The sequence below is a fragment of the Rhizobium grahamii CCGE 502 genome (assembly GCF_000298315.2).
GTDB lineage: Bacteria > Pseudomonadota > Alphaproteobacteria > Rhizobiales > Rhizobiaceae > Rhizobium > Rhizobium grahamii.
In genome coordinates, this window is sequence record NZ_AEYE02000029.1 from 400,730 (window position 1) to 421,345 (window position 20,616).

The window sequence follows — 20,616 nt, forward strand, 5'->3', positions numbered from 1 at the left end:
GCACCCGCGAAGAGAAGTCTTAACGTGCTGTCACGGAAAGTTCAATTTCCAGAAACGACTAAGATAGAATTTCTCAGACTAAGTGAGGAGTCCGTGACGAAAGGCGACAGCAACGGCGTGCTGTCTGTTTCTTGCCTTCAGCTTGTCTTGCAGGCCGTTCATGTACCAGTCGACGGTATGATTGGAAATCTTGAGGCGTTTTCCGATCTCAACGGAGGTCATGCCCTCTGCAAGATATTGCAGTATCTCCATCTCGCGGCGCGTCAACCGCGTGTCGATGCCGGAAACTTCTTCGAGCGTGTGCATCTCACCCTTGAGCTCGAGCAGTCGCCAGAACGCTTTTCGCGCTATGGCATCAAACAGTGAGATTTCGACCGGAGACAGATCGACCTGCGTTCCGCCGACGCTCATGGTACCGAGGATGCCGTTTCGACCGTGGATAGGAAAAATGTAGCCGTCCCTAAGCCCATGGCCATGTGCGTCGGCCATCATCTGCTCCATCCGGCGATAGTGCGGATCCTTGCGGAAGGCGGCCAGGCTGTCTCTCCAACGAAACGGTCTTTGCGCATATGCGAGATAGCGAACCGTCGGGTCAGTCAAAACGTATTTCTTCGAAATATAGATCTGTGGCCACTTCTCCGGCCAATGACCGGCAAACATCAGACTGATTGGATCTTCAGTCGCTTTCAGATGTCGCAAAAGGCCGTAGTACTGGAACCCGTAGGCGTGGATGGCATGCTCCAGTTCGGCGACAACTCCTTCAGGTCTGCGACACTCTTCCAAAACGACAAGCAATTGAATTAAAGAATGAATATTCACGGAAATGCCCCTACCCCAATTGGGCTCCGCGCCGAATGTCACGAACCAGTGGGACGTGCTTGCCTGGGGCCCTTCGACGCAAAGCAAGCGTCAATCTATGGTGTGCCAGCCCGACCCCGGGGCGCAAGCGAAAATTGCGAAAATTGCTATGCGCCCCAAAAAATTTCAAAAGGCTGGCGGAAATAGCCCCTGAGAGATCGCCGCTCAAGCAAAAGAATCTGGCCATTGCCGCCTGCCTGAACGCTCTGTTAATCGCTGGTTCAGGTATCTTTTTGTAGCGTTGCAGCGTCCCTTATTTCGCACATGCACAAGAGGTATCGCCGTGTCGCTATTCAAGGTCTATGCTCGAGCTTTGCGCTATCTTGGCGCTTACAAGCTCCGCGTATCCCTGGTCGTTATTGCGAACATCGTGCTTGCCGCGATCACGATCGCTGAACCGATTTTGTTCGGTCGCATCATCGACGCGATTTCAGGCAAGGGTGAAGTCAAACCCATTCTTTTCATGTGGGCCGGCTTTGCCGTCTTCAACACCATAGCGTTCGTTCTTGTCGCTCGTGAGGCTGACCGACTGGCTCATGGCCGTCGCGCCACGCTGCTGACGGAAGCATTCGGCCGCATTATCTCCATGCCGCTCTCCTGGCATCACCAGCGCGGCACGTCGAATGCGCTGCATACGCTGCTTCGCGCCTGTGAAACGCTTTTCGGCCTGTGGCTGGAGTTCATGCGCAATCACCTGGCGACGGTCGTAGCCATCGCGCTTCTGGTGCCGACTGCGATGTCCATGGACCTGCGTCTTTCGGGCGTGCTGGTTGTGCTCGGTATTGCCTACTGGCTTATCGGTCGTCTCGTCATGAGCCGCACCAAAGACGGGCAGGCTTCGGTCGAAAACCACTACCACACGGTTTTCTCGCACGTCAGCGATTCGATCAGCAACGTATCGGTCCTGCACAGCTACAACCGTATTGAGGCGGAAACCAAGGCCCTGAGGTCCTTTGCCGACCGTCTGCTGCAGGCTCAGTATCCGGTTCTCGACTGGTGGGCTCTGGCCGGCGCCATGAACCGCATGGCATCGACCATCGCCATGATGATCATCCTGGTGATCGGTACGCTGATGGTTCAGTCCGGCGAACTGCGCATCGGTGACGTCATTGCCTTCATCGGTTTTGCGAACCTGCTAATCTCGCGCCTCGACCAGATGCGCCAGTTCGCGACGCAGATCTTCGAAGCCCGTTCGAAGCTCGAAGACTTCTATTCGCTTGAAGACTCTGTCCGCGACCGCGAAGAGCCGGCCGGCAATGCCGATATCACCGACGTCAAGGGCGAGGTCGAGTTCCGCAACGTGTCGTTCCGCTTCGGCAACACCGCGCAGGGTCTGCACAACGTGTCGTTCACCGCCAAGGCTGGCCAGACGGTTGCGATCGTCGGCCCGACCGGCTCCGGCAAGACGACGATGATCAACCTTCTGCAGCGCGTCTACGATCCGGACAGCGGCCAGATCTTGGTCGATGGTCATGATACGACGAAGATCACCCGCAAGTCGCTTCGCCGCTACATCGCAACCGTGTTCCAGGATGCCGGCTTGCTCAACCGTTCGATCAGCGACAACATTCGCCTCGGCCGGGAAGGCGCTTCGGATGAAGACATGCGCCGTGCAGCCGAAGCTGCCGCCGCAGCCGACTTCATCGAGACACGTGAGGACCAGTATGACACCCACGTCGGTGAGCGCGGCAACAAGCTCTCGGGCGGTGAACGTCAGCGTGTGGCAATCGCCCGCGCCATCCTCAAGGATGCACCGATCCTGGTGCTCGACGAGGCAACAAGCGCACTTGATGTCGAAACGGAAAACCGCGTGAAGGCCGCAATCGACAACCTGCGCCAGAACCGCACGACCTTCATCATCGCGCACCGTCTTTCCACGGTTCGTGAAGCTGACAAGGTGCTGTTCCTGGATGGCGGCCGCGTCGTTGAAGAAGGTAGCTTCGATGAGCTCAGCCATAGCAACGGTCGCTTTGCGGCATTGTTGCGCGCTAGCGGCATCCTGACGGATGAAGAAGTTCGCAAGGCACACACGACCGAAGCCGCGTAAGGCTGAAGGGATCGTATGAACAACAGCCGGACGGCACTTCGCCGCCCGGCTTTTTTCTTGCCGCTTGGGAGTTCACGCATAATTTAGGCAAAACTGGTGTGGCTGAGGAGGCGACATGAAGGTCCTGCGAATCGTAGCAAACATCGAGACCGCCGACCCTCTTGCCGCGAAGGTCTTCTATCAGGATATTCTGGGCCTCGACATCCTCATGGATCACGGCTGGATCTCCACCTTTGGCTCAAACCAGTCAATGCCCGTCCAGGTAAGCTTCGCGAGCGAGGGCGGCTCCGGGACGCCCGTCCCGGGTCTTTCGATCGAAGTCGACGACGTCGATGAAGTCTTCGTGGCCATGAGCTCATCGGCATTCGAGGTCATTTACGGCCCAGCCGACGAGACTTGGGGCGTTCGTCGCTTCTATGTGCGCGATCCCTTCGGGACAGTCGTAAATATCCTTTCGCACAGGCCAGGAGATCAAAAGTCCAGCCGATCCGGCACCGTCGCACGGCGTCGGCCGTCCCTGCAAAGGCGTTAGACTAAAGTCATAATCCCAAAGCCGCTCTCTGTATGGATGAGCTTTTCTGTCACACTCTCATCAGGCGAACCGCGACCCGGGGTATGCTTTGAGGAGAGCAAGGTCGCGCGCCGCGTTTCAGATCGTTCTGTGGAGGACAGAAAATGGCAAATATCGCAAGCGTCGACGGCACAAAAGCCGGTCCGATGACGGGCGAGGAGAAGAAGGTTATCTTCGCCTCGTCGCTCGGCACGGTTTTCGAATGGTATGACTTCTATCTTTATGGTTCGCTCGCCACCTATATCGGCGCGACCTACTTCACCCAGTATCCGGAAGCGACGCGCAACATCTTCACGCTTCTGGCCTTCGCCGCCGGCTTCCTGGTGCGCCCGTTTGGCGCGCTGGTTTTCGGGCGCCTCGGCGATCTCGTCGGCCGCAAATACACGTTCTTGGTCACGATCCTCATCATGGGTCTCTCGACGTTCCTCGTCGGTATTCTTCCCGGTGCTGCATCGATCGGCATCGCAGCACCCATCATCCTGATCGGCCTTCGCCTCCTGCAGGGTCTGGCGCTCGGTGGTGAGTATGGTGGCGCGGCAACCTATGTGGCCGAACACGCGCCAAATGGGCGCCGCGGCTACTTCACCTCGTGGATCCAAACCACTGCAACGCTCGGCCTCTTCCTTTCTCTGATCGTCATCGTCGGCGTTCAGTTTCTGATGGGCAAGGAAGCTTTTGCAGCATGGGGCTGGCGTATCCCGTTCCTGCTCTCGGTCGTGCTTCTCGGCGTCTCCGTCTGGATCCGTCTGAAGATGAACGAGTCGCCGGCATTCCAGCGCATGAAGGCCGAAGGCAAGGGGTCCAAGGCGCCACTGACCGAAGCCTTCGGCCAATGGAAAAATGCGAAGATCGCCCTGATCGCGCTTCTCGGCGCAACGATGGGTCAGGCAGTCGTGTGGTACGGCGGTCAGTTCTATGCGCTGTTTTTCCTGCAGAACGTCCTCAAGGTCGATCTGCAATCGGCAAACATCATGGTGGCGATTGCCCTCATCCTCGGCACACCCTTCTTCGTCGTCTTTGGCGGCCTGTCGGACAGGATCGGCCGCAAGCCGATCATCATGGCCGGCCTGTTGATCGCAGCAGTGACCTATAACCCGCTGTTCAAGGCCATGACCTGGACGGCCAATCCGGCGCTTGCCGAAGCACAGGCTTCCGTACGGGCCACGGTCACAGCCGACCCGGCGGATTGCAAATTCCAGTTCAATCCGACCGGAACCGCGAAGTTTACGAGTTCCTGCGATGTGGCAACGGCTTTCCTGACCAAGAACTCGGTGCCTTATGACGTCGTGCCTGGCCCGGCGGGGCAGCCCGCAACCGTAAAAATCGGTGACGAAACTATCGCCAGCTTCGACGCCGTCGCCGCCGGCGACAAGGCAAAGGCAATGACCGGCGCCTTTGAAAAAGGCGTCAACATCGCCCTTCATGATGCCGGATATCCGCTGAAGCGCGGTGCCATCAAGGTTCCAGATGCAAAACTGGACGCCTTCATTGCAGCCAACCCGGAGCTTGCTCTCAACGCCGATGCAGTCCGCGCCGGTGAAAAGCAGACCGTGCCGGCAGACAAGCTCGTCGTTGACAAGCTCTTAACGGCTGATGAAGCGAAGGGTGCCACCGATATGGCGGTCTATAGCATCGCCAATGGCGGCAGCTTTGCCATGACGGCCGACCCGGCCCGCGTCAACTGGATCGGTACGATTGCCATTCTCTTCGTGCTCGTGATCTACGTTACGATGGTCTATGGCCCGATCGCGGCGCTTCTGGTCGAACTCTTCCCGACCCGAATCCGTTACACCGGCATGTCCCTGCCCTACCATATCGGCAATGGTTGGTTCGGTGGCCTCTTGCCCGCAACGGCCTTCGCAATGAGCGCGGCAACCGGCGACATCTACTACGGTCTCTGGTATCCGATCGTGTTCGCCACAATCACACTGGTCATCGGTCTCATCTTCCTGCCGGAAACGAAGGATCGCGACATCCACGCGATGGATTGATCCAGGTAACCGAAATCTAAGAAAGCCCGGCGCCCGCAAGACGCCGGGCTTTTTCGTGTCTGGCCAAGCCTAGAGAAGGCGGCTGAGCCTCGGCGTCGGCCAACCATCACGACCGATCGAGAAGACCAGTCCGAAGCGTGCAAACAAAATGGATGTCGCAAAAGCCAACCACGCGCCCAATGCGAGGCCGGCCGCCACATCGCTGGGATAGTGCACGCCAATGATGACGCGCGTGGCTCCAAGCCAAAGACCGATGCCGATGAAGCCGAGGCGGAACCGTGGAAAGAGAAGCGCCAGCGCCATGAACAGAGCGCCGACGTTGGAGGAGTGACCCGACGGAAAGCTCTGATGAAGAAAATCAGTGCTGAAAGGGACGAAGCTGAAAATGCCTTCCTGATCATAAAGCAGCGGTCGAGCACGCCCGATTGCGAACTTCAGCAGATTGGAAACGATGCTGGCGAACAGAACCGAGAACCCGACATAGGCTGTCATCTGCCCGAAATAGGCGAGCCGGAAACGGCCGCGCACCTTCCATAGTCGTCGACGAACGAAATAGCCAGTCGCTAGTATTGTCAAAAGACCGACGAGAATCCAGACAAGCTTGCCGACGTCGGTGACATCCCCGGCGATCGACACCAGCGGAGGCGAAAGGCTTTTGACTGCCTGCCCCAACGGGCGGTCGAAGACGAAGAAGGCAATGGCAACAGCGTTGATGGCAAAAAGCGCGAAGCCTTGCCAGGGAACCCGACGGTGGATTGAGCGCCGCGCAGTGTAGCGCTTTCGCAAATAGCTCCAGCAGTTCGGCTTACGATCGATGGCTTCGTTCATTCTACTCCCGCTCGTTGCTCAGTGCAGAACGGAAATAGGAACGGCATCATCCGCCTTCAAGCAAAGGCCTTCCGCACCGGTCGATGCGGAAGGCCAAAAGCGTGTTTCACGTGAAATATCAGGCAGAAAGGGCCCTGAATTCGGCGAGGATCGCGTCACCCATCTCGGTGGTTCCAACCTTCTTGGCACCTTCGGCCATGATGTCGCCGGTGCGGATGCCCTTTTCGAGCACGTTGGCGATCGCCTTTTCGAGGTTGTCGGCTTCCTGCACGAGGTTGAAGGAATAGCGCAGGCACATGGCAAAGGACGCAATCATCGCGATCGGATTGGCAATGCCTTGGCCGGCGATGTCAGGAGCCGAACCGTGCACCGGCTCATAGAGGGCCTTGCGCTTGCCGGTCTTGGCATCCGGCGCGCCGAGCGAGGCCGAGGGCAACATGCCGAGCGAGCCCGTCAGCATGGCTGCAACGTCGGACAGCATGTCGCCGAACAGGTTGTCGGTGACGATGACGTCGAACTGCTTCGGCGCACGAACCAGCTGCATGCCGCCGGCATCCGCCAGCATGTGCTCAAGCTTGACGTCGGAATACTTGTCCTTGTGTGTAGCGGTGACCACCTGGTTCCACAACACGCCCGACTTCATGACGTTGCGCTTTTCCATTGAGCAAACGCGATTCTGACGCGTGCGGGCCATTTCGAAGGCCACGGCCGAGATGCGCTCGATCTCGTAGGTGTCATAAACCTGCGTGTCAATCGCGCGCTTCTGGCCATTGCCGAGATCGGTAATGGTCTTCGGCTCGCCGAAATAGACGCCGCCGGTCAGCTCGCGGATGATCAGGATATCGAGGCCCTCGACCAGCTCCGGCTTCAGCGAGGAAGCGGCAGCGAGCGCCGGGTAGCAGATGGCCGGACGCAGGTTGGCGAACAGCTCCAGATCCTTGCGCAGGCGCAACAGACCGGCTTCCGGACGCACTTCATAGGGAACGTCATCCCACTTCGGGCCGCCGACAGCACCGAAGAGAACGGCATCGGCGGCAAGCGCCTTCTGCATGTCGCCTTCGGAGATCGCGGCACCATGCGCATCATAGGCGCTACCGCCGACCAGGCCTTCGTCGGTGACGAAGCCGGCATTCATTGCCTCATTCATATAGGCAATGATCTTGCGGACCTCACCCATGGCCTCTGGGCCGATGCCGTCGCCCGGCAGCAGGAAAAGATTGCGCGCTGTCATGAAACCCTCCGCGGAAAAACAAGTTGCGGCTTCTTAGACCTGCAAAAACGGCATTTCAAGCGAGCGCGAGGCCGATTCGGTACGGTTGCGGAATTACGGCGAGATCCCTCGTTGACCGACCAGCGCAAGCGGGTCCACAAGGAGAGCCTGTATCGCCAAGCTCATCGGGTACCACCATGCCATCTGCACCACTCCACCTCGACACGCCGCTCTTCCGCACTTCCGCCGATTACAGCGCAAGCCACAAGCCGCTATGGCTGAAGCTCGACGCGCTGCAGCCTTCGGGAAGCTTCAAGCTCCGCGGCGTTGGCAGGCTCTGCCAGCATGAAATCGAGAACGGCGCCCGCGAGATTTTCTGTGCCTCCGGCGGCAACGCCGGGATCGCTGCCGCTTATGCCGGCCGGTCGCTCGGCATTCCGGTGACCATCGTTGTGCCCGAGACGACGTCGGCGGAAGTTCGCCAATCAATCGCGGCAACCGGCGCCACGGTTCTAGTCCATGGAACGGTATTCGACGAAGCCAACGCTTTTGCAATTGAGCAAGCGAATGCCAGAGAAGCGGCCTACGTACATCCGTTCGACCATCCTCTTCTATGGGAGGGGCATGGCACATTGATCGACGAGGTTGTCGCAAAAGGCACCGAGTTTGATTGCGTCATCACGAGCGTTGGCGGTGGCGGCTTGCTCGCGGGCATCGTTGCCGGTCTCAAGCGAAACGGTCTGTCTGACCTGCCGGTCATCGCCGTCGAAACCGAAGGAGCCGCTTCGCTTCATGCCAGCCTTGCCGCAGGCGAACGCATCACCTTGCCAGCGATCACCTCAATAGCCAGCTCTCTCGGTGCCCGCCAGGTGGCCCAGCACGTCTTCGATCTGCCGAAGCACCATCCGATAGAGAGCGTCACGGTCACCGATGCGCAGACTGTCGCCGCTTGCCTGAAATTCGCCGACGCCTATCGCATTCTGGTCGAGCCCGCCTGTGGGGCTGCCCTGGCGGTCGCTGACGTGCATGCCGACGTCCTAGCTCGCTTCAAAAATCCGCTGATCGAGGTCTGCGGTGGCATCGGCGTCTCGCTGGAGAAATTGAAGGCCTGGAAAGAACGGTTGCTGTAAGCCACCAAAGAAAAAGCCGGGTAAAAGCCCGGCTTTGACGAAATGCCATGTTTTATCAGACTTACGCAGCCCAGGGGCGCGATGCCGTGTTCTTGGCTTCGAAGCTGTCGATCGCCTTGCCCTTTTCCAGCGTCAGGCCGATATCGTCGAGGCCATTCAGAAGGCAGTGACGCTTGAATTCGTCGAGATCGAACTTGATCGAACCGCCGTCCGGACCGGTGATTTCGAGGTTTTCCAGGTCAACCGTCAGGATCGCGTTGGAACCGCGGGAGGCGTCGTCCATCAGCTTGTCGAGGCTTTCCTGGCTGACCTTGATCGGCAGAATGCCGTTCTTGAAACAGTTGTTGTAGAAGATGTCGGCGAAGCTGGTCGAGATGACGCAACGGATGCCGAAGTCGAGAAGCGCCCACGGCGCATGCTCGCGCGAGGAGCCGCAACCGAAGTTGTCGCCGGCAACGAGGATCTTTGCATTCTGATAGGCCGGCTTGTTCAGCACAAAGTCCGGGTTCACGGAGCCGTCTTCATTGTACCGGGCTTCGGCGAAAAGACCCTTGCCAAGACCTGTGCGCTTGATCGTCTTCAGGTAGTCCTTTGGAATGATCATGTCGGTATCGATGTTGACAACCGGCAGAGGGGCAGCGACGCCCGTCAGCTTTACGAATTTGTCCATGGCCTGGCTCCAATGTCAGCAGACGTAGTTTTGTTGATCAGCGTTTAGTCCAGATTTTGACCGAAATGAAGGAAAATTTATATCGCGGGAGTGGCTGCGCGCGGATTCGACGCGCAGCCAGCCATGATCACGGTGAGATCAACTTGCCTTCGCTGGTGCATTCATGGCCCAGAGCACGCCGAACGGGTCACGCACCTGGCCATATCGATCGCCCCAGAACATCAGCTGAACAGGCATGATCACCTCTACGCCGGCGGCAACGGCGCGCTCCCACCAGAAATCGATATCGTCGATAACAAGCTGAAGCGTGAAGCCCTGGTGCTTTTGAAACGGATGACCGTGCTCGGGATAGGCATCGGACAACATCAGCGAGCTTCCGTTGATGTAGAGGTGAACATGCATCGTCCGGCCGTTTTCATCCGGCGGAACGACAAAGGCCTGCTCGGCACCAAACGCACGCTTGTAGAACTCCGCGGCCTTCAGCGCGCCGTCGACCGTGACATAAGGCAGCAAGCCATTCTTGACCGGCGGCATCTGCATCGTGCCGGTTTCCGTTGCGGTATCCATACTGTCCTCCATGATTTGATTGGTTCGGGCCAAAGCCCAGACCTTTCAAGGACGCGGGAAGATCAGTCGAGCCGACAGTGATCTCGAAATTTTTCTGGAACTGACGCGAAAATCAGAGGTCGATGATCGTACCGCGACCATCATTCCAGATGCGCATGTTCTCGCCGGAATGTGACTTTGCCTTGGCTGTGGCGCGCACCGGCGCCGGCTTCATCTTCAGCGAAAGCGCGCGGCCGACCATAAGCACCGTCAGAATACCACCGACTGCCAGCGTCACGGAAAAGGTGACGAACGCCAGCGCAACGAAGGCGGTGATGCCTGCGAGCAGGAGGAAGACGGAACGAATGCTTTGCATGGTTTTAGACCTTTCTTCGGAAAGGAATGTGGTCCTTCTTTTCTTTCTCTGCAAGGTGAGCATGGCTTTTTGTTGTCTTGCCACCCATCACAAAGCTTGGCACACATTTGTGATGACCCGCAATTCTCCGACTCGTTCCTTGAACCTGCGCCGCTCGGTGCTGAGCGTCCCTGCCATCAATGCGCGCGCCCTGGAAAAGACCCATGCGCTCGATTGCGACGCCGTCATCTTCGATCTCGAAGACTCCGTGGCCCCGGAACGGAAGGCGGAAGCCCGCGACAATCTGAAGACGTTTTTTTCGGGCGCCCCCCTTGTGAACAAGGAGCGGATCATCCGCATCAATGCGCTTGATTCCACATTCGGCAATACGGACATGGAACTGGTCCTGGCACTGGAGCCGGATGCCGTGCTCCTGCCGAAAGTGGACGAGCCGCAGGATGTGATGTCCGTCAGCGACCGGCTTGCCGATGCCGACGCGCCGGAAAGTCTCCGCATCTGGGCGATGATCGAAACGCCCCGTGGCATTCTGAACGCGGCCGCGATTGCCGAGGCCGGGCGCACGCCGGGCTCACGGCTCGATTGTTTCGTCGTCGGCCTCAACGACCTGCGCAAGGAGACCGGCGTCTTGCCACAGCCGGGCCGTACCTATCTCGTGCCCTGGCTGATGCAGGTGGTACTTGCCGTGCGCGCCTATGGCCTCGACGCGATCGACAGCGTCTTCAACGATTTCAAGGATGCCGATGCCTTCGATGCCGAATGCGCGCACGCCCGCGCCATGGGCTTCGACGGCAAGATGCTGATTCATCCGGCTCAGATCGAAGCCGCCAACCGGCATTTCGGCCCGGATGAGGCGGCAATTGCCGAGGCGGAGGCGATCATCACCGCCTTTGCCGACCCCGCTACAAATGGCCTGAATGTCATCAATGCCAATGGTCGGATGATCGAGCGGCTACACCTTGTCCAGGCGGAAAGTCTGGTTCATAAAGCCCGCCTGATTGCAGAACGCCAAACGGCGAAGTGAAAGACGACTTTAGATGAAGCTTTATCGCCTTCTGACCGGCCAGGATGATGCCGCTTTCTGTCACCGCGTAACCGACGCCCTCAACAAGGGCTGGTCGTTGAACGGCTCGCCGTCGATGACCTTCAACACGCAGACCGGCCAGGTGATGTGCGCTCAGGCGATCGTCAAGGAAGTCGAAGGCAAGGACTACCACCCGGACATGAAGCTGTCCGAACAGTAAGCGAAAGCTTAGCGTTCGGCCGCCTCTTCGGCGCTCGCCTCGATCCGCTCCATGTCGTCATCGCTAAGACCGAAATGGTGGCCGATCTCGTGGATGAGGACGTGAGTGATTATATCGCCCAGCGTCTCGTCGTTCTCGGCCCAATAGTCGAGGATCGGCCGCCGATAGAGACGGATACGGTTCGGCAATTCGCCGGTTTCCATCGTAAAACGCTCCGAGATGCCTCGGCCTTCAAAGAGGCCGAGCAAGTCGAACGGCGTTTCCAGCGCCATGTCCTCGAACACGTCGTCGTCAGGGAAATCCTCAATCTCGATCGTCAGATTGGTGGTCAGCGAGCGGAATTCTTCCGGCAGATGGCTATAAGCTTCCATCGCCAGGGACTCGAAAGTGCTGATCGTCGGAGCGTGGCGATCCTGCCAATTATCGCTCTGGTCTATGCGGGCCATAAAAATTCCCTTCCTTTGCGGCCCATATAGAACCTTTGCGTACGATTTTCGAGAGCGGAATCAAAGGCAGGAATAAATTCACATCAAATGGCTGTTGACTCTTTCGCCCGCCTCTGGAATCCATAAGAACATAACAGGAACATATGAGACTTGGAGAACGTCATGGCACAGTCGGCCGTGACGCGCGAGCGCCTTTTTGCGCTCCGCGAAACCATTGCAAAGCTTGAAGGAAAGCCCGCGCCGGCCTTGGCTGCAGCGCAAGGCGAAGCCTTGGCCGAGAAGGACCTCTCCACCAAGAACGACAGTGGCCTGCGTCTTCCTCTTGGAATCCCCGCGCTCGACGAGGCAGTTGATGGCGGCCTGCCGCTCGACGGGATCACCGAGGTTCGTTCCGACCTCTTGCGCGAAGCTGGCGCCGGCAGCGGCTTCGTGCTGGCGCTTGCCGCCATGCTGCAGCGCCAGACGGGAGAGAACCCTGCATCCCTGCCGATCCTGTGGATCGCAGATATGGTTTCCACGATGGAAGCAGGCATCCCCTACGCCGTGGGCTTACGCGATTTCGGTCTGGGACCGGACCAGTTCTTCTATGCCAGTCCACGCAAGCTTGAAGATGCCCTTTGGCTTGCCGAAGCGGCAATCGAAAGCGGCGTCTTTCCTGCGACAATTCTGGAGGTGCGCGGCAATCCGAAGCCCTTCGGCCTGACGGAGAGCCGCCGTTTGAGCTTGCGGGCGAAAGCAGTAAAACGCCCGCTTTTCCTGTTGCGGCAGGCTGGAGAGGAAGAGGCCAGCAGCGCTTGCTTCCGCTTCCTTGTGGCACCCGCGCCGGCACAGGCGCGCCCCTTGCCGGATGGCACGATGCTGGGCGGTAGCATCGGCAATCCGGTTTTTCATCTGACCCTGGAGAAGAGCCGCAACCCGGCCCCCCTCTCCTTTCTACTGGAGTGGAATCCTCATGACCGCCGTTTTTTCGCCATCTCACAGTCAGTCAACCCTCGCCTTCCAGACGAACGCGCAGCGCATTCTGGCACTCCACTTTCCGCATCTTCCAACCGACCGGATATCAAGAAAGAAATGGGGGCTCTCCTGGCGTTCGCGCGGACGTCCTGAAGCCGCACCGATCGTCTGTTCTAGCCGTCTCAACAATACCATGCGGCTGACAGCGCTCGACGAGGCAGCCGAAACCCTCAATCTCCGAAAGAACATGGGCGTCGCCGAAGCCCGCGCCATCTACCCCACGCTTGATGTGATCGAGGACGACCCTGCTGCCAACCAACGCTTCCTGGAAGCGATTGCTGACTGGTGCGATCGCTATACCCCACTTGTCGCTCTCGACGGTGTGGATGGCCTGTTTCTCGACATAACCGGCTGCACCCATCTGTTCGGCGGCGAGGCCTCCCTTCTCAAGGATATTCTCACAAGGCTCTTCCAGATGGGAATTGATGCCCGCGGCGCCATCTCTTCCTCGCCTGGATTGTCCTGGGCCATCAGCCATTTCGGCCAAGGCGGCATCATCGAGCACGGGGAGGCAGAACAGGCGCTGGCTCCCCTGCCCGTCGCGGCCTTGCGCCTTGAGGAAGAAACGATAGAAGGCCTGAACAAGATGGGGCTCAAATATGTCGGCGATCTGCTGACCGCCCCACGCGCGCCGCTCACCCGCCGCTTTGGAGGAGCGGTGCTCTTGAGGCTCGATCAGGCGCTTGGAGCCGATGAGGAGCCGGTCTCTCCGCGCCTGCCCGTCGCGAGCCTTTCGGTCGAACGTCGTCTGATTGAGCCAATCGGAGCCGAAGACGATATCCTTGCGCTCACCGATCAGATTGCCATCTCCCTGAAGCCCTCGCTCGAAGCGCGTGGCGTCGGCGGCCGCATCTTCGAACTGGTGCTGTTCCGTGTCGACGGCAAGGTGTTTCGGATTTCTGCCGGGACAGCACAGCCCTTACGGGAGCCCAAGCGCATCGCCGCCCTCTTTGCCGAACGCCTGCAGGCAATTCACGACGATTTCGATGCCGGTTACGGATTCGAGATCCTCCGTCTCAACGTGCTCCTGCACGAAGATTTCGTGACCTTGCAGGGTGATTTCGAACAGCATCAACAGAAGGATGCCTCTCTTGCTGCCTTCGTGGACCGGGTTTCCGCCCGCCTTGGAAAAGACTGCCTGCAAACTTTCCAATTGCGGGAGAGCCACGTACCGGAAAGAGCCACAATTGCAGTGCCGGCAATCGATCACCTATCCGCCCCGAAAACCCGGGAAGGACATCCTCCGCCGTCCAGGAACGAGCGACCCATCCGGTTATTGCGGAATGCAGAACCGGTGGATGCCTTTGCCATCGAAATCCCTGATGGCGCACCAGCGAGCTTTCACTGGCGGCGCATGCAGCATCGTGTTTTGAAAAGTGAGGGACCGGAGCGACTGGCAATGGAATGGTGGCTCGATGGGTCGAATGCTGAGGATAGAGACTACTTCCGGATCGAAGACGATAAGGGGCGGCGCTTCTGGATCTATCGCCAGGGCCATTATGAGCGGGACACCGCACAGAGCTGGTTCATGCATGGGATCATTGCCTGATGTCCGCCTTCTTCGAAATCGGCGCAAGGAGCAATTTCTCGTTTCTCGAGGGTGCCTCTAAACCCGAGGAAATGATCGTCCAGGCTGCTGTTCTGAAGCTTGGTGGACTTGGCATTGCCGACCGCAATTCGGTTGCGGGTGTCGTTCGCGCGCATGCCCAGGCGGAGGCGATCCGGAAGAAGTTCGAACGAAAGAAAGCCGGGCTTCTGGAGGAGCGCGAGAAGAAGGACATCATTCCCGATCCGATCCGTTTCCAGCCGGGAGCCCGCCTTGTCTTTGCGGATGGAACGCCTGACATTCTTGCCTACCCCCGAGATCGTCAAGGCTGGGCGCATCTTTGCCGGCTGCTGAGTGCCGGAAACCTGAGAGCTGAGAAGGGTAAGTGCATTCTGTCGGAAGAGGATCTGATGGAATGGGGCGAGGACATGATGCTTGCAATCATTCCGCACCCGTCCATTGCCGATGAGAACAGTCACGCCGCATTCGAAGCCTGTCTGGAGCGGTTCAGAAAACGCTTCCGGAAAAACATCCACATGGCGCTCGCCCCCGCCTATGACGGCCGCGACAAGCGTACATTTGCGACCATCTCCATGCTGGCTGACCGCAGCCGCATCCCGCTGATCGCTACCAACCAGCCACTCTACCACAATACGGCCCGCCGCCCCCTCGCCGATATCGTAACATCGATCCGGGAGCACGTTTCCATTCCCGAGGCTGGCTTTCTTCTGGCTCCGAATGCCGAACGCTATCTCAAGAGTGGCAACGAAATTCTGCGCCTATTCAGAGACTATCCGCACGCCGTCACGAACACAGCGAAGTTTTTTGGCTGCCTTTCCTTTTCGCTCGACGAACTGGAGCACAACTACCCCTCCGAGAATGACGAGGGGGAAACGCCTTATGGAACACTGGAACGCCTGACCAATTCAGGTGCAGCAAAGCGCTTCCCCGACGGCGTACCTGAGAAAGTTCAGAAGAACATCGAATACGAGTTGGATCTCGTTCGCCGGAAGCAATATGAATCATACTTCCTGACGGTCCATCGGATCATCCAGTATGCCCGGCACGAGAGGAGGATCCTCTGCCAGGGGCGCGGCTCCGCTGCAAACTCGGTGATTTGCTATTGCCTGGAGATAACCGAGGTCAATCCGGAGAAGAGCACCCTGCTTTTCGACCGCTTCCTCTCGATGGACCGCGACGAGCCGCCGGATATCGATGTCGATTTCGAGCACGAGAGGCGCGAGGAGGTCATCCAGTATATCTATCAGACGTACGGCAAGGAACATGCCGGTCTGACGGCGGGGGTTACGACCTACCGCACCCGATCCGCAGGTCGCGAGGTCTCGAAGGCTTTCGGTCTCTCAGAAGATGTCCAGTCTGCCATCGGCAGCCTGGTCTGGGGCTGGTCGGATGAGAAGCTCTCCGAGCGGGAAGCAAGAGCCGCTGGGCTCGATACTTTCGATCCGATGACCAAGAACGTGCTGAAATATGCATCCGAGCTTCTGAGTTTTCCCCGGCACCTCACCCAGCATGTCGGGGGCTTTGTCATCACCAGGGACAGGCTGGATGAAGTCGTTCCAATCATGAAAACGGCAATGCCCGGACGCTACATGGTCGAATGGGACAAGGATGACCTCGACAATCTGAGAATCCTCAAGGTGGATATCCTGGCCCTTGGAATGCTGACGGCCCTGAAGCGGGCATTCGACTTGCTTCTCCTGCACTACGACGTCAAGAAGACGCTCGCCGATCTCGGCAACGCTACGCATGAGGACGAGAAGCCTGTCTATGCGATGATGTGTCGAGCCGACACGCTTGGCGTCTTCCAGATCGAGAGTCGGGCGCAGATGAGTATGCTGCCGCGTCTGAAGCCAAAAAAGTTTTACGACCTTGTCATCGAGGTCGCCATCGTCAGGCCAGGCCCCATCCAGGGCGACATGGTGCACCCATACCTGAAGCGCAGAGAAGCCGAGGCACGTGGCATCCCAGCGACTTACCCGAGCGAGGAACTGAAGGGGGTTTTGGAACGAACACTTGGCGTGCCACTCTTTCAGGAGCAAGCCATGCAGATCGCAATTACAGCTGCGGGATTTAAGCCAGCCGAAGCGGATCAACTGAGGCGAGCCATGGCGACCTTCAAACGGACAGGCACCATCGGCAATTTCGAAACGCGGTTCATCGAAGGCATGGTCGCGAAAGGTTACGCTCGTGAGTTTGCCCAGCAATGTTTCAACCAGATCAAGGGATTTGGCGAATATGGCTTCCCGGAAAGCCACGCTGCCTCTTTCGCTTTGCTCGTCTATGCCTCCTCCTGGGTAAAGGCTTATTACCCCGACATCTTCTGTGCAGCGATGCTGAATTCACAGCCAATGGGCTTCTATGCCCCAGCTCAACTCGTCCGGGACGCCCGGGAGCATGGCGTTGAGATTCGGCCGGTCGACATCAATGAATCGAATTGGGATTGCCTGCTTGAGGAGGCCGAATTCAACAGACGGACCGTTAATTTCCGGCATGCCGCCATGCGGGAAATCATCCGGACGAAGCGAGCCGTTCGGCTTGGCTTCAGGCAGATAAAAGGCCTTTCGGAAGCGAGCATGCAGCAGCTCGTCATAAATAGAGGCAAGGGCTATTCCTCGATTCGCGATCTCTGGCTACGCTCAGGCCTGCATAAAGCGGATATAGAACGGCTCGCCGATGCGGATGCCTTTCATTCCATAAGACTATCACGACGCGAAGCACTCTGGGCCGTGCGGGCACTCGATGCGAAAAGCGCCGCTGAAAAACTCCCTCTGTTCGACCAAGTGAGTCACATCGATCTACAGGTCGAGCCTGAGACGCGTCTGCCGGAAATGCTGGCTGGTGAACAGGTGGTTGAAGACTATCGCTACCTTTCGCTTTCTTTGAAAGGCCACCCCGTCTCATTCCTTCGTAACGAGTTCCACAAGGCCGGGGTGGTGCGGAATGTCGATCTTCTGACCGTCCCAAACGGGAGAAGAGTAACCATCGCTGGCCTGGTTTTGGTACGTCAGCGTCCCGGCTCGGCCAAGGGCGTCATCTTCATGACATTGGAGGACGAGACGGGCGTTGCCAATGCGATTGTCTGGAAGAAGGTCTTCGAGAAGTATCGCCCGATCGTCATGGGTGCGCGGCTCGTGAAAATATATGGCAAGCTTCAGAGCCAGAGCGGCGTGATCCACACTGTCGTCGACCATATCGAGGATATGACCCCTGCGCTTGGCATCCTCCAGAAGGAAGCCCGTCGCTTCGGCGTGAGCGATCGTTCGGACGAAGCGCTCAATCCGACGATGGACCCGCGACAAAGGAAACTCGCAAACTCACTTGAAAAGGCTGCCATGGAGAAGAGGCTGACTTCAAGCCATTCCGAAGCGAGAGAAACAGCTAACATTATGCCAAGGGGCCGCAATTTTCATTGAGATCGCGATCTAGCGGATTCGCAATCGTTCCGAGCGCCACACGGCCTGCGACCAATGGACTACCCCCGCAACTCGATTTTTCTTGACACCTATCATCTTCTTTTGCAGAAAAGGGGATAGTGAATGTCATGTTTGGAATGATGCCGTGCTTGTCTGCAGCTGCAACTACATAACTGATCACGAAATCAGGGAAGTCATCAATGAGCTTCTCGATCAGGACTGTTGGCAGCTCATTGTTCCAGCAAAGGTCTACCACGCCATGGAAAAGCGGGGCCGTTGCTGCGGCTGCTTCCCGAATGTGGTCGATATCATCATCCAGACAACCGAAGAATATCACGCCCGTCACCACTCGACGGACGACGAAATATTTGATTTCATGTCCCGCCTCAGAGAATTCCACGAAGAAAACAGGAGAGCGGACATTGAAAGGCGACAAAAAAGTCATCGAGCGGCTTAACGAGGCCCTCTTTCTCGAACTCGGCGCCGTAAACCAGTATTGGGTCCACTACCGACTTCTTGAAGATTGGGGCTACACCAAGCTAGCCAAGAAGGAGCGGGCCGAGTCCATCGAGGAAATGCACCACGCCGATCGCTTGGTTGCACGTATCATCTTCCTCGAAGGCCATCCCAATCTCCAGACCCTCGCTCCGCTTCGTATCGGCCAGAACGTCAAGGAAGTTCTGGAAGCCGACCTTGCCGGCGAATACGATGCGCGCACGGCTTACAAGAAATCACGCGACATCTGTCATGAGGCCGGCGACTACGTCTCGATGAAGCTTTTCGAAGAACTCCTCGCGGACGAGGAAGGCCACATCGACTTCCTCGAAACACAGCTGGAGCTGCTCGGCAAGATCGGCGAATCGAAGTACGGCCAACTCAACGCCGACTCCGCCAACGAGGCCGAGTAATCCCAATCGTGACCGGCGGCCCCGGCCGTCGGTCATTCACTCTGCGGCACTCAAATCCACCAAGTGCCTGAACTCGTCGACGACCTGCTCATAGACAGCCCGCTTGAAGGGCACGATAAGACCAGGCAGGCTCTCCATCGGCTTCCACTCCCAAGCATCGAACTCAGGCGCATGCCCGCCTGGCGGCGGATTGATTGCAACCTCGCTTTCATCGCCATCGAAGCGGAACGCGAACCAGCGCTGCGTCTGGCCGCGGAACTTGCCTTTCAGCCCAATGCCGATCAGCTGGGGCGGCAAATCATAATTGATCCAGTTCCGCGCCTCGGCGAGCAGCGTCACGGTACGAATGCCTGTTTCCTCGTAAAGCTCGCGGTAGGCCGCCTCAAGCGGATCCTCGCCCTTGTCGATGCCGCCCTGCGGCATCTGCCAAAGCTGCGGCGATCCATCATACTCGGAATTCTCTTCCGGAATCCGTCGCCCTGCCCACACGAGGCCCTGGCGGTTGAGGATCATGACGCCGACACAGGGGCGGTACGGCAGGTCCTCGGCTTTGACGATCGGCTTGCTCATCGGCTCTCTCTATTCAAGGTCTTTTGAGATCATTGGTGAGTGCTGCGACACCAACGATCTCAATGCCTCGCATCGCCGCTTCCTGCGTCCATTGCGCGATCGCGTCGATGCTCTCGTCGAAAGCAGCAGCGACGCCGATCGCCTGGCCGTTGCGCTTTGCAACACGCTCCAGCTCGTCCAGTTTCTGGATGATGGCGTTCACGTCAAGCTGCTTGTCCAACTGAACATCTGCGAACGCGTAGGGCGTTTCTGTTCCTTTGGCGATCGCGGCGGTCTTGGACTGAGCTGACGTTCCGTCATCAAGGAACAACAGCCCGCGCTTTCCGATGTCCCGCATAACCGGCTCCATGGCATTGGGGTCGGAAAGGAAGCGCCCGCCCTGATAGTTCATGATGCCGGTATAGTTGGTGATCTCGCCCATCGCCCGGTGCAGGTTTTCAATATTTTTCGCAGCCGATGTCGAGGTCAGGAGCGTATCCGGTCCAGGATCGTTTGCCGGATAATCAAAAGGCTCGAACGGAACCTGCAACAGGATTTCGTGGCCACCACGACGCGCTTCCTGCATCCAGCGCTGCAAGCTGTTGCCGCTGGCGGCAAAGGCGAGCGTGACCTCCTCAGGCAATTGTTGAATGGCCCGCTGCGTGCCCGTCTGGCTAAGCCCGAGACCGCTGACAACGATCGCGATGCGTGTTCCGTGAGCGCCCGACCATGGCCGCGCATACTGCTCCATCGGGCGCCGTCCGTCCGGCCCAACGATCGGCAGTCGCCCAAATGGCGTCTCCTCCAGAAGCGCGTCGTTCGGCAAGGCTGCCACCCGTGGATCCTGTCCGATCTGCGAGGCATCGACCAGTACTGGACCATTTCCATCGCGTTGTCTTGGGGAGTATTTCGTGACCACCGATCCGTCGCCGGTGACCATCTGCTCCACATTCGCGCCCGACCTAGGGCCGGATGGCGCCATGCCAGGAGCTGCAGCGGATGGGGGCTGCGGCGGCACCTGATTTTGAACTGTCTCAGAAGGTGGGGCAGCCGTCTGGTTTTGCACCGGCGGCTTTTCTCGTTTCAATCCGTCACCGCGAAACGCAGTGTAGAGCGATGACGCCCCGATCAGCACGAGACAAATCCCGGCGACAACGCGCCCGGTGCGCAGAATACCCGGCCGCTGGCGCTTGGCCTTTCGGTTCTGTCCCAGAGGGGCGTGCAGATCGGTATTCAAACTTCTTTTCCGCT

19 protein-coding genes and 1 pseudogene are annotated in these 20,616 nt (G+C 58.3%); 11 read left to right on the forward strand and 9 right to left on the reverse strand.

Annotated elements, in window-relative coordinates; genetic code table 11:
- Positions 1–78 precede the first annotated feature (78 nt).
- Positions 79–819: a helix-turn-helix transcriptional regulator gene (locus tag RGCCGE502_RS23790; RefSeq protein ID WP_016556755.1), complete on the reverse strand. Its 741-nt coding sequence runs from the start codon at positions 817–819 to the stop codon at positions 79–81.
- A 322-nt stretch (positions 820–1,141) separates the two neighbouring features.
- Between RGCCGE502_RS23790 and RGCCGE502_RS23795 the strand changes: the two genes are divergently transcribed.
- The 3 genes and pseudogenes from RGCCGE502_RS23795 to RGCCGE502_RS23805 all read left to right on the forward strand — a co-directional run bounded on the left by RGCCGE502_RS23795 (position 1,142) and on the right by RGCCGE502_RS23805 (position 5,467).
- Complete coding sequence (locus RGCCGE502_RS23795; RefSeq protein ID WP_016556756.1) at positions 1,142–2,905, forward strand: glucan ABC transporter ATP-binding protein/ permease; 1,764 nt, start codon at positions 1,142–1,144, stop codon at positions 2,903–2,905.
- A gap of 115 nt (positions 2,906–3,020) precedes the next feature.
- Positions 3,021–3,368 (forward strand): annotated as a pseudogene (locus tag RGCCGE502_RS23800) (VOC family protein); the annotation flags it as partial.
- A 212-nt stretch (positions 3,369–3,580) separates the two neighbouring features.
- Entirely contained in the window at positions 3,581–5,467 is a 1,887-nt protein-coding gene (locus tag RGCCGE502_RS23805) for an MFS transporter (protein WP_016556758.1), read from the forward strand.
- A 69-nt stretch (positions 5,468–5,536) separates the two neighbouring features.
- Here RGCCGE502_RS23805 and RGCCGE502_RS23810 read toward each other — a convergent pair whose 3' ends face one another.
- Positions 5,537–6,295 (reverse strand): phosphatase PAP2 family protein, encoded by a 759-nt coding sequence (locus tag RGCCGE502_RS23810; protein WP_016556759.1) that lies wholly within the window; start codon positions 6,293–6,295, stop codon positions 5,537–5,539.
- Between the two features lie 118 nt (positions 6,296–6,413).
- Positions 6,414–7,526 (reverse strand): 3-isopropylmalate dehydrogenase, encoded by a 1,113-nt coding sequence (gene leuB, locus RGCCGE502_RS23815; protein WP_016556760.1) that lies wholly within the window; start codon positions 7,524–7,526, stop codon positions 6,414–6,416.
- A gap of 176 nt (positions 7,527–7,702) precedes the next feature.
- On the opposite strand from leuB, the gene RGCCGE502_RS23820 reads away from it, so the two are divergent.
- On the forward strand, positions 7,703–8,635 hold the full coding sequence (locus tag RGCCGE502_RS23820) for a pyridoxal-phosphate dependent enzyme (RefSeq protein WP_016556761.1): 933 nt from the start codon (positions 7,703–7,705) through the stop codon (positions 8,633–8,635).
- A gap of 61 nt (positions 8,636–8,696) precedes the next feature.
- On the opposite strand, the gene leuD is transcribed toward RGCCGE502_RS23820, so the two are convergent.
- The 3 genes from leuD to RGCCGE502_RS23835 form a co-directional block, all read right to left on the reverse strand.
- Positions 8,697–9,305 (reverse strand): 3-isopropylmalate dehydratase small subunit, encoded by a 609-nt coding sequence (gene leuD, locus RGCCGE502_RS23825; protein ID WP_016556762.1) that lies wholly within the window; start codon positions 9,303–9,305, stop codon positions 8,697–8,699.
- 138 nt (positions 9,306–9,443) lie between these two features.
- Entirely contained in the window at positions 9,444–9,872 is a 429-nt protein-coding gene (locus RGCCGE502_RS23830; protein ID WP_016556763.1) for a VOC family protein, read from the reverse strand.
- A 112-nt stretch (positions 9,873–9,984) separates the two neighbouring features.
- Positions 9,985–10,227, reverse strand: a complete 243-nt coding sequence (locus RGCCGE502_RS23835; RefSeq protein ID WP_016556764.1) for a hypothetical protein — start codon at positions 10,225–10,227, stop codon at positions 9,985–9,987.
- Positions 10,228–10,339: 112 nt separating this feature from the next.
- Between RGCCGE502_RS23835 and RGCCGE502_RS23840 the strand changes: the two genes are divergently transcribed.
- The gene (locus RGCCGE502_RS23840; RefSeq protein WP_040675546.1) at positions 10,340–11,248 is read left to right on the forward strand and encodes an HpcH/HpaI aldolase/citrate lyase family protein; all 909 of its coding nucleotides are present in this window, start codon (positions 10,340–10,342) and stop codon (positions 11,246–11,248) included.
- Positions 11,249–11,261: 13 nt separating this feature from the next.
- Complete coding sequence (locus RGCCGE502_RS23845; RefSeq protein WP_016556766.1) at positions 11,262–11,468, forward strand: DUF1737 domain-containing protein; 207 nt, start codon at positions 11,262–11,264, stop codon at positions 11,466–11,468.
- Between the two features lie 8 nt (positions 11,469–11,476).
- On the opposite strand, the gene RGCCGE502_RS23850 is transcribed toward RGCCGE502_RS23845, so the two are convergent.
- Complete coding sequence (locus RGCCGE502_RS23850; RefSeq protein WP_016556767.1) at positions 11,477–11,914, reverse strand: metallopeptidase family protein; 438 nt, start codon at positions 11,912–11,914, stop codon at positions 11,477–11,479.
- Positions 11,915–12,076: 162 nt separating this feature from the next.
- On the opposite strand from RGCCGE502_RS23850, the gene RGCCGE502_RS38270 reads away from it, so the two are divergent.
- The 5 genes from RGCCGE502_RS38270 to bfr are packed head-to-tail and all read left to right on the forward strand — an operon-like array spanning position 12,077 to position 18,816.
- Complete coding sequence (locus RGCCGE502_RS38270) at positions 12,077–13,021, forward strand: ImuA family protein (protein WP_016556768.1); 945 nt, start codon at positions 12,077–12,079, stop codon at positions 13,019–13,021.
- A gap of 10 nt (positions 13,022–13,031) precedes the next feature.
- Complete coding sequence (locus RGCCGE502_RS23860; protein ID WP_280114305.1) at positions 13,032–14,477, forward strand: Y-family DNA polymerase; 1,446 nt, start codon at positions 13,032–13,034, stop codon at positions 14,475–14,477.
- Positions 14,477–17,908: an error-prone DNA polymerase gene (locus RGCCGE502_RS23865; protein WP_016556770.1), complete on the forward strand. Its 3,432-nt coding sequence runs from the start codon at positions 14,477–14,479 to the stop codon at positions 17,906–17,908. The genes RGCCGE502_RS23860 and RGCCGE502_RS23865 overlap by 1 nt, the downstream gene beginning before the upstream one ends.
- 16 nt (positions 17,909–17,924) lie before the next feature.
- On the forward strand, positions 17,925–18,365 hold the full coding sequence (locus tag RGCCGE502_RS38275) for a (2Fe-2S)-binding protein (RefSeq protein ID WP_081647304.1): 441 nt from the start codon (positions 17,925–17,927) through the stop codon (positions 18,363–18,365).
- Positions 18,331–18,816, forward strand: coding sequence for a bacterioferritin (gene bfr, locus RGCCGE502_RS23875; protein ID WP_007528518.1), 486 nt, complete (start codon positions 18,331–18,333; stop codon positions 18,814–18,816). The genes RGCCGE502_RS38275 and bfr overlap by 35 nt, the downstream gene beginning before the upstream one ends.
- A 36-nt stretch (positions 18,817–18,852) precedes the next feature.
- On the opposite strand, the gene RGCCGE502_RS23880 is transcribed toward bfr, so the two are convergent.
- Entirely contained in the window at positions 18,853–19,386 is a 534-nt protein-coding gene (locus RGCCGE502_RS23880; RefSeq protein WP_016556772.1) for an RNA pyrophosphohydrolase, read from the reverse strand.
- A gap of 13 nt (positions 19,387–19,399) precedes the next feature.
- The gene (locus RGCCGE502_RS23885; protein ID WP_016556773.1) at positions 19,400–20,602 is read right to left on the reverse strand and encodes a divergent polysaccharide deacetylase family protein; all 1,203 of its coding nucleotides are present in this window, start codon (positions 20,600–20,602) and stop codon (positions 19,400–19,402) included.
- Positions 20,603–20,616: the final 14 nt, after the last annotated feature.

Bases quoted from the DNA above. Each gene is read 5' to 3' on its own strand.
- RGCCGE502_RS23865 (WP_016556770.1), top strand. From the start codon at position 14,477: ATGTCCGCCTTCTTCGAAATCGGCGCAAGGAGCAATTTCTCGTTTCTC.
- RGCCGE502_RS38270 (WP_016556768.1), top strand. From the start codon at position 12,077: ATGGCACAGTCGGCCGTGACGCGCGAGCGCCTTTTTGCGCTCCGCGAA.
- leuB (WP_016556760.1), bottom strand. From the start codon at position 7,526: ATGACAGCGCGCAATCTTTTCCTGCTGCCGGGCGACGGCATCGGCCCA.
- RGCCGE502_RS23845 (WP_016556766.1), top strand. From the start codon at position 11,262: ATGAAGCTTTATCGCCTTCTGACCGGCCAGGATGATGCCGCTTTCTGT.
- RGCCGE502_RS23840 (WP_040675546.1), top strand. From the start codon at position 10,340: ATGACCCGCAATTCTCCGACTCGTTCCTTGAACCTGCGCCGCTCGGTG.
- RGCCGE502_RS23820 (WP_016556761.1), top strand. From the start codon at position 7,703: ATGCCATCTGCACCACTCCACCTCGACACGCCGCTCTTCCGCACTTCC.
- RGCCGE502_RS23830 (WP_016556763.1), bottom strand. From the start codon at position 9,872: ATGGATACCGCAACGGAAACCGGCACGATGCAGATGCCGCCGGTCAAG.
- leuD (WP_016556762.1), bottom strand. From the start codon at position 9,305: ATGGACAAATTCGTAAAGCTGACGGGCGTCGCTGCCCCTCTGCCGGTT.
- RGCCGE502_RS23835 (WP_016556764.1), bottom strand. From the start codon at position 10,227: ATGCAAAGCATTCGTTCCGTCTTCCTCCTGCTCGCAGGCATCACCGCC.
- RGCCGE502_RS23805 (WP_016556758.1), top strand. From the start codon at position 3,581: ATGGCAAATATCGCAAGCGTCGACGGCACAAAAGCCGGTCCGATGACG.
- RGCCGE502_RS23850 (WP_016556767.1), bottom strand. From the start codon at position 11,914: ATGGCCCGCATAGACCAGAGCGATAATTGGCAGGATCGCCACGCTCCG.
- RGCCGE502_RS23810 (WP_016556759.1), bottom strand. From the start codon at position 6,295: ATGAACGAAGCCATCGATCGTAAGCCGAACTGCTGGAGCTATTTGCGA.
- RGCCGE502_RS23880 (WP_016556772.1), bottom strand. From the start codon at position 19,386: ATGAGCAAGCCGATCGTCAAAGCCGAGGACCTGCCGTACCGCCCCTGT.